The sequence below is a fragment of the Microbacterium sp. genome, from assembly GCF_047972865.1.
Taxonomy (GTDB): domain Bacteria; phylum Actinomycetota; class Actinomycetes; order Actinomycetales; family Microbacteriaceae; genus Microbacterium.
This window is the reverse complement of record NZ_JBKEAY010000193.1, coordinates 13,977-26,339: the sequence shown is the minus strand read 5'-3', so window position 1 is coordinate 26,339 and position 12,363 is coordinate 13,977. Positions and strand designations below refer to the sequence as shown.

8 protein-coding genes are annotated in these 12,363 nt (G+C 69.2%); 5 read left to right on the top strand and 3 right to left on the bottom strand.

Going from position 1 to position 12,363, the window contains the following annotated elements; all coding sequences use genetic code 11:
• Positions 1-188: 188 nt before the first annotated feature.
• Genes ACK5KK_RS11600 through ACK5KK_RS11580 form a run of 5 tightly spaced genes read left to right on the top strand, consistent with a single transcriptional unit; the run spans position 189 to position 5,944 of the window.
• Positions 189-1,196: an ABC transporter substrate-binding protein gene (locus tag ACK5KK_RS11600; protein ID WP_416890237.1), complete on the top strand. Its 1,008-nt coding sequence runs from the start codon at positions 189-191 to the stop codon at positions 1,194-1,196.
• A gap of 19 nt (positions 1,197-1,215) precedes the next feature.
• Positions 1,216-1,995 (top strand): ABC transporter permease, encoded by a 780-nt coding sequence (locus ACK5KK_RS11595; protein ID WP_416890236.1) that lies wholly within the window; start codon positions 1,216-1,218, stop codon positions 1,993-1,995.
• Positions 1,995-2,831 carry an ABC transporter permease gene (locus ACK5KK_RS11590; protein ID WP_416890292.1) on the top strand — a complete coding sequence of 279 codons (837 nt, stop codon included), beginning with the start codon at positions 1,995-1,997 and terminating at the stop codon, positions 2,829-2,831. Before ACK5KK_RS11595 ends, ACK5KK_RS11590 begins: the two co-directional genes overlap by 1 nt.
• Positions 2,828-3,622, top strand: coding sequence for an ABC transporter ATP-binding protein (locus ACK5KK_RS11585; RefSeq protein WP_416890235.1), 795 nt, complete (start codon positions 2,828-2,830; stop codon positions 3,620-3,622). Before ACK5KK_RS11590 ends, ACK5KK_RS11585 begins: the two co-directional genes overlap by 4 nt.
• A 3-nt stretch (positions 3,623-3,625) precedes the next feature.
• Entirely contained in the window at positions 3,626-5,944 is a 2,319-nt protein-coding gene (locus ACK5KK_RS11580; RefSeq protein ID WP_416890234.1) for an arylsulfatase, read from the top strand.
• A gap of 22 nt (positions 5,945-5,966) precedes the next feature.
• On the opposite strand, the gene ACK5KK_RS11575 is transcribed toward ACK5KK_RS11580, so the two are convergent.
• The 3 genes from ACK5KK_RS11575 to eccCa form a co-directional block, all read right to left on the bottom strand.
• A complete protein-coding gene (locus tag ACK5KK_RS11575) occupies positions 5,967-7,769 on the bottom strand; it encodes an ABC-F family ATP-binding cassette domain-containing protein (protein ID WP_416890233.1) in 1,803 nt (600 codons plus the stop codon).
• Between the two features lie 90 nt (positions 7,770-7,859).
• Complete coding sequence (locus tag ACK5KK_RS11570) at positions 7,860-8,321, bottom strand: hypothetical protein (protein ID WP_416890232.1); 462 nt, start codon at positions 8,319-8,321, stop codon at positions 7,860-7,862.
• A 77-nt stretch (positions 8,322-8,398) separates the two neighbouring features.
• On the bottom strand, positions 8,399-12,331 hold the full coding sequence (eccCa, locus tag ACK5KK_RS11565) for a type VII secretion protein EccCa (RefSeq protein ID WP_416890231.1): 3,933 nt from the start codon (positions 12,329-12,331) through the stop codon (positions 8,399-8,401).
• Positions 12,332-12,363 lie beyond the last annotated feature (32 nt).

Sequence of the window (12,363 nt, the reverse complement as noted above, 5' to 3'; positions counted from 1 at the left end):
GTTTCCCTCCCAGCTTGTCCCCTCCGCGGCCCGAGGGGGCGCGCGAAGCCCGTCGATCGACGTTTGTTACCGACTCGATATTTATTTTGACCGGTTGGAGAGTAACCTACTTTTACCAGTTGGAGAAAAACCGACGGCGCTCCCCGCGCCGGGTGATTCACCGGGGTGATCAGACGAAGGAGTCAGACGTGAACAGATCCAACCGTGTATTCGGCGCCGTCGCAGCGGTCTCGGCAGCCGCACTCATCCTGGCCGGATGCTCCGGCTCCGACGACGCCGGCGGCGCGCCCACCGGGGGCGGCGAGGGCCTGCAGAAGATCACCGTCGGGACGGTCGGCATCATCTCCTACGGATCCATCCTGGGCGGGATCGAACAGGGCTTCTTCGCCGACGAGGGCCTCGAGGTGGAGACGACGACCATCGCCAACCCACCCGCCGGGATGGCCGCCGCCCAGTCCGGCCAGCTCGACGTGTCGTACTCCCCCAGCATCCCGTTGCTGAACGCCCTCTCGCAGGGCGTCGAGATCCAGGTCGTGGCCGCCGCCGACGGGTTCCCCCCCAACATGGAGATCGAACCGGGCGTCACGGTCGTCGACGACACCGGACTCTACGCGGCCGTCGGCAGCGACATCACCGAGGTGACCGACCTCGCGGGCAAGACGGTGTCGGTACCCGCCCGCAACGCGCAGCTCGAAGTCACCATCGCGGCGCTGCTGGACGACGCGGGCATCGACACGACGAGCGGCGTGAACTGGGTCGTCCTCGACTTCACCTCGGCCGTCGCCGCCCTCGAAAGCGGGACGGTGGATGCCGCCGGACTGGTGTCGCCGTTCACCGACGAGGCCGAAGCGGCCGGGGCCGCCCGGATCGCCTCACCGGCGATCGAGTTCTTCGGCGCTGGTGCAATCGGCCTCTGGGTCGCGGGGAAGCAACAGATCGCCGCCGACCCCGACCTCTACGAGCGCTTCCAGCGCGCGGCGAACAAGGCGAGCGAGTGGGCCAACGAACACCCCGAGGAGGCGATCCAGGCCGGACTCGACTTCAACGAATCCAACCTGACCGTCGCCGACATGAACGTGCCGTTCTGGCCGACCGAGGTGACGCAGGAAGACCTCGACCGCCCGAACGAGTCCCTCGTGCAGCTCGGCTACCTCGACGCCCCCGCCCCGACCGACGGCGTGATCTGGACGAAGTGACGTCGCGAGGGAGAACCCCATGACGAACTCACCCACACTGAAGTACGCGATCGGTGTCGTCGGTGTGCTGCTGTCGCTGTCGGTATGGCAGCTCGCAGCGACCGTCGGGCCGATGGCCGCCGCACCGTTGCCCTCCGTCACGGAGTCGTTCGCCGCGCTGGGCGGGCTGATCGGGACGGCCCAACTGTGGCAGGCGACCGCCGACACCGTGGTCATGGCGATCATCGGCCTCGCACTGGCGACCGCCGTCGGGATCGTTCTCGGTATCGGCATCGGCGTGTCGCCGCTCGCGATGCACGCCACCCGTGTACCGCTGGAGTTCTTGAAGCCGATCCCGCCGATCGTGGTCCTGCCGATCACCGTGCTGGTGATGGGACCGACCATGGCCATGGGGATCTTCCTCATCTTCATCGGCAGCTTCGTGGCCATCGCGGTGCAGACCTCGGCCGGCGTGTTCGACACCGAGCCGGTGCTGCGCGACACCGGACGCTCCTACGGGATGCGGCGGGGTGAGGTGCTGGGGCGGATCGTGCTGCCCAGCGCCCTCCCCTACATCGGCACCGCCATCCGCGTGTCCGCTCCGGTGTCCCTCGTCATCGCCGTGGTGGCGGGCCTCCTCGGCGGCAGCCCAGGGCTCGGCAAGAGCATCTTCCTGGCGCAGGTCAGCGGCCGGCAGGACGTGCTGTTCGCCTACGTGATCGTGCTCGGGGTGCTCGGGCTGATCTTCCAGTGGTTGAGCCAGTACGGCGAGCAGAAGCTCCTCTACTGGCACCCCCAATACCGGAAGGAGGCGGCGTGATGTCGCTGACCTCGTCCCTGCCGGTCCGCGTGAAGCTGGCCCGGAGACAGCGTCGCTCAGGCCTGCCGAAATGGGTGCTCATCGGCGCGGAGATCGTGGTGCCCGTCCTCCTCATCGCGTTGTGGTGGGTGGCCTCGGACACGTCCACGAACGCCTTCTTCCCGCCCCTGCGGAAGATCGTCGAGCGACTCTGGCTGGACGCACAGACCGCCGCGTACTGGACCGACGTGGGCTCGTCGATGGGCAACTTGGCGCTGTCGTTCGTGCTCGCCTCGGTGCTCGGCATCGTCATCGGCATCGCCTTCGGCCTGGTTCGGCCGCTGGCGTGGCTCATCGAGCCCACGGTGCAATTCTTCCGCGCGATCCCGCCGGTGGCACTCGTGCCCATCTTCGTCTCGCTGATCGGGTTCGGCAACGAGACGCGCGTCATCACGATCACGATCTCCGCGTTCTTCCCGATTCTGATCTCGACCATCGACGGCGTGCGCGGCATCGAGCCGACGATGGGGATGGTGAGCAGGGTGTATGGGATCAGCGGGTTGTCGCGGGTCGTCTCGATCGTGCTCCCGGCCGCCAGTCCGCGGATCCTGTCCGGAATGCAGGTGAGCCTGATCACGGCCTTCGTCGTGATGATCGCGAGCGAGATGCTCGGCTCGTCCAACGGACTCGGGGCGAGGACCCTGCTCGCCAAGGACTCGTTCGACAACGTCGGGATGTGGGCCGGTGTGCTCACCCTCGGTGTTCTCGGGTACGCCACCACGGCCGTATTCACCGTGTTCCGGCGCGTCACCCTCCGCTGGTACATCGCGTCGCAGCAACAACAGAAGAACGGATGACCATGACCTCCACGATGGAAGCGACCCCGCGCCTGAGCGTGCGGCACCTCGCGAAGACCTACGAGACCAAGAGCGGCGGCGTGCCCGTCATCGCCGACCTCACCTTCGACGTCGCGGCGGGCGAGGTCGTATGCATCGTCGGCCCCTCCGGGATCGGCAAGACCACCCTGCTGAAGTGCCTCACCGGCCTGCAGAGCATCTCCTCCGGTTCGGCCGAGCTCGACGGCGTCGAGATCGACGGGCCGCCGCGCGAGATGGCGCTGGTGTTCCAGGAGTACACCAAGTCGCTGATGGCCTGGCTCACGGTCGCGAAGAACGTGCGACTGCCGCTGAAGCACCTGCACCTGCCCTCCGCCGAACGCGAGGAACGCGTCGCCTCGGCGATCGCCGCGGTGGGCCTGAGCGGAAACGAGAACAAGTATCCCTGGCAGCTGTCCGGCGGCATGCAGCAGCGGGTCGCGATCGCGCGTGCGATCGCCTACCGTCCGGAAGTGCTGATCATGGATGAGCCGTTCGCTTCGGTGGATGCGCAGACCCGGTTCGAGCTGGAGGATCTGTGCCTGCGGATCCGGGACCAGTTCGGCATGACGATCGTCATCGTGACGCACGACATCGATGAAGCGGTCTACCTCTCCGACCGCGTCGTGGTGCTGGGCGAGCGCCCGGCGAAGGTCACCGAGATCATCCCGATCGACTTCGGCGAGGCACGCGACCAGATCACGACGCGCTCGCTCCCCCAGTTCGCCCACTGGCGGACCGAGATCCTCGAGCTCATTCGCAAGGCGGGCTAACCGGTGGACCCGATCGAGCCGCGCGGCTACGAGACGTTCTCGGGCACCGCGTCCGAGTTCTTCTCGGAGTCGGTGCCGGCGTGGCGGGCACGCACGCCGGCACCGCCGGGTGCACCCAACGTGGTCGTGATGCTGGTCGATGACCTCGGGTTCAGCGACCTCGGTCCGTACGGGAGCGAGATCCCGACGCCCCACATCGACGCGCTCGCCCGCGACGGCTGGACGTTCACCAACTACCGCACCGCGCCGATGTGCTCGCCGGCCCGCGCGGCGCTGCTGACCGGGTTGAACCCGCACCGCGCCGGATTCGGGTTCGTCTCCCACACCGACCCCGGTTTTCCGGGGTACGCGTGCGAGATCCCAGAGAATGCGCCGACCCTGGCGGAGTCGCTGCGCGCGGGCGGCTATGCCACGTTCATGGTGGGCAAGTGGCACCTGACCCGCGAGCAGGACCTGCACGACGGCGCCGACAAGTCGTCGTGGCCGCTGCAGCGTGGATTCGATCGGTACTTCGGCGCGATGGACGGGTTCACCTCGCTCCACCACCCGCACCGGCTCATCCGGGACAACTCGCCGGTGGCCGTGGAGTCCTACCCCGAGGGCTATTTCCTCACCGACGAGATGACCCGCGAAGCGCTGGGCATGATCCACGACCTCCGCGCGAACGACCCCGCCAAGCCCTTCTTCCTGTACTACGCGCACACGTCGGTGCACGGCCCCATCCAGGCCCAGCACGAGGACATCGAGAAGCAGCGCGGCCGCTACGAGGCGGGCTGGAACCGGCTGCGCGACGAGCGGTTCGCGCGGCAGCGGCGGACGGGGGTCGTCCCGCCGCACGCGCAGCTGCCGCCGGAGCACCTGGCGGACGCGGACCGCATCCCGGACTGGGACACGCTGACCGACGACGAACGCCGCCTGTTCGCCTGCCACATGGAGGCGTACGCCGCCGCCGTCGTGGAGATCGACCGCAGTGTCGGGACGATCCTCGCCGATCTAGCATCCCGCGGCGAGGCCGACAACACGATCTTCGTCGTCGCGAGCGACAACGGCGGCACGGCCGAAGGCGGGCCCAGCGGCACGCGCAGCTACTTCGCTCAGTTCGCCCAGCTGACGGCGCTCCCGGACGACTGGGTCCGCGACGTGCCGCGCGAACCGACCGACATCGGCGGGCCGACGATGTTCGCGCAGTACCCCGCCGGGTGGGCGAGGGTCTCGAACACGCCGTTCCGGTCCTTCAAGGCCACGACCTACGAAGGCGGAGTGCACGCGCCCCTGGTGGTGTCGTGGCCGCGCATGCCCGCAGCGAAGAAGGGGCCGCGGGACCAGTTCGTCTTCGTCTCCGACCTGTCACCGACGATCCTGGAGCTCACCGGCGTCCCACCGCTGTCACGGCGTGCGGGCCGGGAGTCCGCCGAGGTCGACGGCAGCAGCGTCGCCGACATCCTCCGGGATCCGGCCGCGGACGGCCGGGAGTCCCAGTACTTCGAGTGCGTCGGGCGACGGGCATACGTGGCGGACGGGTGGAAGCTGGTGTCGCCGGTCGCCCCCACCCCCGCGGCGGGCGCGGCCGGCGGCACCTGGGAACTGTACGAGCTGACCGCCGACCCCACCGAAGTGAACGACCTGGCGGCACAGCACCCGGAGCGCGTGGCGACGATGGCCCGGGCCTGGCGCGCGTCCGCGTGGCACAACACCGTGTTCCCCCTGGACGACAACGGCAGGCTTCACCTCAACCGCCCCGACACCGATCTCCAGTTCACCCGGCCCATGCGGCTGCTCCCGTTTCGCCCGGCCCTCGAGCGCTGGCGATCATCGATGTACACGCACCTGAAGTCGTTCCTGATCGAGGCGGACCTCACACTGGACGCGGGAGCACAGGGCGTCATCGTGGCCCACGGCGACCAGGGCGGCGGGTACCTGCTCGCGATCGACGACGGTGCGCCGCTGATCTCCTACAACGCCTATGGCGACATGCACCGGGCTCGAGGCCCGCGGCTCGCAGAGGGCAGTCACCGCATCATCCTTCGCTTCGACGAGGTCGAGGGGCTGCGCTGGCGGGTCGAGCTCACCGTGGACGGCGAGCGGGTGGCCGGCCTGGACGCCACGGTGCCGATGATGCTGGGGATGGCCCCCTTCACCGGAATCAGCGTCGGCTACGACTTCGGCGGCCCCGTCGACGGGGACCTCCACCGGGCACACGGAGCGTACCGGCTCTCGAACGCGCGGATCGACCGGCTGCAGTACGTTCCCGGCGCACCGAGCACCCACGACCCGCTCGTTCTGAACGACGTCGCAGCCGCCGTCGCGACACTCGCCGACTGACGCCGCGCGGGTCGATGGCCGATCACCCGGTGCCGGCGGCCTCGATCAGCTCGCTGAGCTCGTACCAGCGGTCCTCGAGGTCACGAGTGTCCGCCTCGAGAGCGGTGATGCGCTCCATCTCCTGCCCCAGGCCCACGTAGTCGGACTGGTCGTGCTCGGCGAGGCTGTCGCGTCGCGCCGCCGTCTCCTGCTGGAGCTTCTGCAGGCGCCGCTCCACGGATGCCCGTTCCTTCTGCGCGGCACGCAGGTCCGCGCCACTCAACCCGGGCGCCGAACCGCCCGACGCCGCCGCCGGTGGAGTGTGCGCACGCTGCTGCTCACGCAGCCGCAGGTACTCATCGATTCCGCCGGGCAGGTGCCGCAGGCGCCCGTCGAAGATCGCGTACTGCTGGTCGGTCACCCGTTCCAGGAAGTAACGGTCATGGCTGACGACCACGAGCGTCCCCGGCCAAGAATCGAGCAGATCCTCCATGGCCGCGAGCATGTCGGTGTCGAGGTCGTTGGTCGGCTCGTCGAGGATCAGCACGTTGGGCTGCTGCAGCAGGATGAGCAGCAGCTGCAGCCGCCGTTTCTGCCCGCCGGAGAGGTCCTTGACCGGCGTGGACAGCTGGGCGCTCGCGAAACCCATCCGCTCCAGCAACTGCCCCGGTGTCAGCTCCTGCGCCTTCGACCCCGATCCGAACGTGTACGTGCTCCGCAACCGCCCGATCACGACCCGCACCGGGTCGTCGAGGTGCTCCTCGAGCTCGTCCAGGCGCTGCGTGAGCGTGGCCACCTGCACCGTCTTCCCGCGCCTGACGCGGCCCGCTGTGGGGGCCACCTCCCCGGAGACCAGGCCCAGGAGCGTCGACTTGCCGGCACCGTTGACCCCGAGGATGCCGGTGCGTTCGCCGGGCGCCAGCCGCCACTCCACGTCGCTCAGCACGGGTGACCCGTCGTAGGCGACCCCCGCATCGAGCAGGTCGACGACGTCCTTCCCGAGGCGGGAGATCGCCAGGGACTGCAGGGCGAGCGCATCCCGGATCTCGGGCACATCCTCGATCAACTGGTTGGCCGCGTCGATGCGGAACTTCGGTTTGGACGTCCGGGCCGGGGCGCCGCGGCGCAGCCACGCCAGTTCCTTCCGGGCGAGGTTTCGCCGCCGCGATTCGATCGCCGCCGCCTGACGGTCACGCTCCACCCGCTGCAGGATGTAGGCCGCGTAGCCGCCCTCGAAAGGCTCGACGATTCGGTCGTGCACCTCCCAGGTCATGGTGCAGACCTCGTCGAGGAACCAGCGGTCGTGGGTGACGACCAGCAGACCCCCGGATCCGGGCGCCCACCGCGTTCTCAGGTGCGCCGCCAACCACGCGATGGCCTCGACGTCCAGGTGGTTGGTCGGCTCGTCCAGGAAGAGGACATCGTCCTCCCCCACCAGCAGCGCCGCTAGCGACACCCGCCGCCGCTGCCCGCCGGACAGGTCCCGCACCGGGGTGTCGAAGTCGAGATCGCCGAGCAGCCCGGCGATCACGTCGCGGATGCGCGCGTCACCCGCCCACACGTGCTCCGGCTCGTCGCCGACCACCGCGTGACGGATCGTCACGTCATCGTCGAGGTCGTCGGCCTGATCCAGCACCCCCACACGGACCCCGCCGCGCACCGTGACACGACCGCCATCGGGCTGCTGGATCCCGGCGAGCATCCGCAACAGGCTCGACTTCCCGTCACCGTTGCGGCCCACCACGCCGATGCGGTCCCCCTCGTCGATGCCGAGGGAGACACTGTCGAACACGACCTTGGTCGGGTACTCGAGGTGAAGCGCCTCCGCGCCGAGCAGGTGCGCCATCAGGGGCGGGTCACACGGCGTCGCGGCGTCATGCGATCCAGTCTAGGCCGTCACCCGGAGCCGGCCCGAAGGTCGGCTGCGAGCCCAGACCTACCGAGCGAGACCGAACATCGCGGCCCAATTCTCGGCCGTCATTCCCGCACGATAGTCGCGCTGCATTTGCGCATCGAGGAACTCGACCAACAGTCGATTTTCGAGCCAGACTTCGACGCATTCACACGGACCACGATTGCAAATACGTGCCAGCCAACCCCGTTCTTCGGCAAGATCCACAATCTTCGAGCGCTTCAGTCTCGCGCAGACGGCCACATGAGCGAAGGGGGGTCCTGCATCACGGTCCCTGATCTCACAGGCCAGTTGATCCGGCCCGGCTTCGAGCACATGTGTTGTCGGGTAGACCTCAATTGCGGTGCCGTCGTCTTGTTCCGCGAAGGCGATCCAGCAGTCGGGAAACGGCGGAAAGGGCAGGGCGACGCCGCCCATCACGTGAGCGAGAAAGGCCGCCACCTCTTCCGGCGTGTCGGCGCTGATGGATAGATGAAGAAGGCTCATGGTGATTCGGTACCACGAAATCCGAACGGCAGTAAAGTCCGCCCCAGCCGCCCCGGGTCTCGGTGGGATCCGCCCGGTCAGGTCTCGCCGTCTGTCAGCGGGACGTAGGCGAGCTGCACGACCTGCGCGCCGCGCGCACGGGAGACGACCTGAGCGCGACCGGGCCGGCTCGGCACCGCCTTCACCTTGCCGATCAACTGTCCCTCTTCCGGACTGCCGCTGAGCAGAACGCCGGTGACGCCGAGATCTGTCATGGCCTGCAGGATCGGGTCGTACGCCGCGCGTGAGGCGCCCCCGAGGCGACGAGTCACGATGACGTGGAGGCCGAGGTCTCCGGCCTGCGCGAGCAATGGCGCGAGGACGGCGACCGGGTTGCCGTGCGGGGTCGCCACCAGGTCGTAGTCGTCGATCAGGATGAAGCCCTCGGCCCCGCTCCACCAGCTCCGCCGTCGGAGCTGTTCCGGCGTCACGTCCGGTCCGGGCAGCCGGTCACGGAAGAACTCCGCCAGCTGTTGCGCGGCCCCGACGGTCTGTTCGGCGGTCGTCAGGTAGGCCCCCAGGTACTCCTGGGGGATCTCGCCGAGGTGAGCACGACGGTAATCGACCATGAAGATGCGCGCCGCCCCGGGTTCGTAGCGGCGCGTGATCTCGTGCATCAACCCACGGAGCAGAGACGACTTGCCCGCGCCGGAATCGCCGTACAGGTAGAGGTGGGGTTCGGTGGCCGGGTCGATCCCGACGGGCGCCAGCGCGTCTTCGTCCAGACCCAGCAGGAGCTGTTCCCGGCGGGCGTCGGGATGCGCCTGCAGCTGCGCCAACGGCAGCATGTCGGGCAACAGCCGCAGCTTCGGTCCGGGTTCGTGCGTCCACGCGGCGTTCACGCGCGCGACGAGGTCCTCGGTGCCGGCCGCCAGCGTGGCCGCCTCCGGCTGCGCATCGATCCGCGGCAGCGCCGTGAGGGCATGCAGCCCCGTCGACTCGAGTCCGCGGCCGGTGACCCTGATGACGTTGGCGGCCGCCCTGCGCCCGATCTCGGAGTCGGCCGGGTCACCGAGGCGCAGCTCCACCTTCGCGCCGAGGAGGTCCTTCAGCGCCGGGCGGAAGGTGAGCCAGCGGTTGGCGGTCAGCACGACGTGCACCCCGAGGCTCAGCCCGCGCGCCGCGACCTGTTGGATGATCGCCTCCAGTGCCTCGTGATCGGCACGGATGATCTCCCAGCCGTCGACGACCAGGAAGATGTCACCGTAGCCGTCGTCGGCCACACCCTGCTCCCGCCGCGCCCGGTAGGTGTCGATCGAATCGATGCCGTGACGGCGGAAGAACGCCTCGCGGGCGTTGAGCAGTGCGTTGATCTCCGCGACCGTGCGCCGGAGCACCTCGGGCTCGCCGCGTGTGGCCACGCCCGCCAGGTGAGGCAGGTCACGAAGACTCGTGAACGAACCCCCGAAGTCGATGACGAAGAACTGAACCTCCCGCGGAGTGTGCGTCAGCGCCAACGCCGCCACGATCGCGCGCGCCACGGTGCTCTTGCCTGACAGCGGCCCGCCGACGACCGCGACGTGGCCCTGCGCCCCGGCCAGGTCGAGGACCCAGGTCTTGCGGCGCTGCTCCAGGGGCACATCGACGATTCCGATCGGCACCGTCAGGCGCCCCCGCTCGCGCCACGACGGAGCGTGCAGCCCGCGCTCGTCGGTGGTGACGAGCTCTCCCAGCAGCCGGTCCAAGGTGTCGGGGATCTCCAGCGGCGGCAGCCACACCTGATGTGCCGCAGGGCCCAGGCCCGCCATGGCCGCGACGGCGATCTCGAACGAGCTTCGCCGCTCGGCCGCGGCGGTGGCCGCATCCGCCTCCCGGCGTTCGTCGTCGGCGGTCTCAGCGACGGCATCCGCATCGATCAGGTCGTGCGGCGCCGCTGTGAAGACGGCGACGCGCGCCGTGGTCTCGGTCCGGGTGGCGGGCGCGGCCACGCGGCGCGGCGGCGGCCCCGACACGTAGGCCGCACGGAACTGAGTGAGGACCTCGTCGCTGCCCACCTTCAGCAGCGCACCGCCGGGCTCCTGAGGGAGGTAGTAGGCGTCGGGCACACCGATCACCGCGCGCGACTCGGCCGCCGAGAACGTGCGCAGGCCGATGCGATACGACAGGTGCGTGTCCAGTCCTCGCAGGCGCGACTCCTCCAGGCGTTGCGAGGACAGCAGAAGGTGGATGTGCAGCGACCGCCCCAGCCGACCGATGGCGACGAACGACTCGATGAAGTCGGGTTTGGCCGCCAACAACTCGGAGAACTCGTCGGCGACGATCAGCAGCGCCGGCAGCGGCGCGAGGTCGTCGCGGCCGGCCCTTCGTGCCTTCTCGTACTCGGCGACGTTGACGAAGTTGCCTGCGCGACGGAGCAGTTCCTGCCGACGCACCATCTCGCCCTGCAGAGCGTCGCGCATGCGATCGACGAGACTGACCTCCTCGCTCAGGTTCGTGATGATGGCCGACACGTGCGGCATGTCGGCCATGCCGGCAAACGTGGCCCCGCCCTTGAAATCGACGAGCACGAAGTTCAGTTGCTCCGGGGAGTGCGTGAGCGCCAGCGACAGCACGAGGGTGCGCAGCACCTCCGACTTGCCGGAACCGGTTGCCCCGATGATCAGCCCGTGCGGTCCCATTCCTTGAGAGGCGGCCTCCTTCAGATCGAGCACGAGCGGCGCACCCTGGGCGTCCTGGCCGATCGGTACGCGCAGCCGGTCCCGCTCCGGCCGGTAGTGCCAGGACGAAGCGACGTCCAGCTCCCGGACATCCGACAGGTCGAGCAGGTCGAGCAGGTCGCGTTGCCGTCTGCCCGTCCGGGCAGCGGATTCACCGTCGGCACCTCCCACGGCGAAGGGGGCGAGGCGTCGCGCCACGGCCTCCGCCTCGACGATGCTCTGCCGGTCAGGGGTGACCGCCAGTGCCGCGGTGGCCCCCTCGGCGACCTCCGCGACCGCGTCGTCGACGTAGATCCGCGCGACCGACGGGTCGCTGTTGTCGTCCCAGCTGTGCGGGATGTCGATGACCGTCACGCCCTGAAGTCCGCCGGCGAACACCGGATCGGAGGGCGTCACCCGCGCGCCGTCGACGACGATCACCACGTGAGGCGCCTGAAGCGGAGCATCGGCGGTGAACCGCCCGCGCTCCCGCACCTCACCCGGGAGCATCCGCAGGAGCGTGTCATGATCGGAGCCGATCATGCGCGCGGCACCAAGGTCGTCGCGCAACCGGGGCGACTGCACGTGCGGCAGCCACTTCGCCCACTCCCATTGCGGCAGGACGTCCTCGCCTGCCGCCACGACGATGAGCACGTCGTCGGGGCTCTGCAGCGCTGCCAAGTGGGTGAGCATGCTGCGCACGAGCGCACGGATGTCGTCGACGTCGTCGCCGATCGCCTCCACGCGGGCGAACCGCGACAGTCGCAGGTAGGTGGGGATGGCCGACTGGGTCTCGTGGGTGAGGATGAACCGGTGCGCCGCCGTCGTCGACACCGGATCGACCTCCGCCAACGGCGGCAGGTCAGGCGCCTGCAGGGACACGCACAGCGGCTGGTCGCTCACCCCGAGACGGATGGTCAGATGGTCAGAGGAGTCCGCGTCGCGCTCCCACACACGGGTGCCGTCCTCGACGAGGAACGCGAGGGTTTCCGGTGCCGGGTAGCGCCAGTTTCGTTCGCGCCGCTGCGCCTGTGCCGCGGTGCGCACAGAGGCCCGCAACTCGGTGAGGTACGCGAGATACTCCCGGCGGGAACGCAACAACGACGCCTGCCGCTGCGCACGCTGGCGCCAGCCGTTGACGAAGACGAAACCGAGCGCGGAGATGAGGAACATCCCGCCGGTGAGCCAGCCGGTCGGGCCCGCGTTGCTCACCGACACCATGATGATCGCCCCCACGCTGCCGAGCATCGGCAAGGCGGAAGTGAGCATACTGCTGCCGCCGTCGGAGGCTTCCAGTTCAGGCGGTGCCTGCAACTCGATCGTCCCGGACGGCACGCGTGGAGGTGAGAGTCGACTACTCATCGGGC

Excerpts from the sequence above, each read along its gene's own strand:
- ACK5KK_RS11585 (WP_416890235.1), top strand. The coding sequence starts at position 2,828 with ATGACCATGACCTCCACGATGGAAGCGACCCCGCGCCTGAGCGTGCGG.
- ACK5KK_RS11575 (WP_416890233.1), bottom strand. The coding sequence starts at position 7,769 with ATGGCGCACCTGCTCGGCGCGGAGGCGCTTCACCTCGAGTACCCGACC.
- ACK5KK_RS11590 (WP_416890292.1), top strand. The coding sequence starts at position 1,995 with ATGTCGCTGACCTCGTCCCTGCCGGTCCGCGTGAAGCTGGCCCGGAGA.
- ACK5KK_RS11595 (WP_416890236.1), top strand. The coding sequence starts at position 1,216 with ATGACGAACTCACCCACACTGAAGTACGCGATCGGTGTCGTCGGTGTG.
- ACK5KK_RS11570 (WP_416890232.1), bottom strand. The coding sequence starts at position 8,321 with ATGAGCCTTCTTCATCTATCCATCAGCGCCGACACGCCGGAAGAGGTG.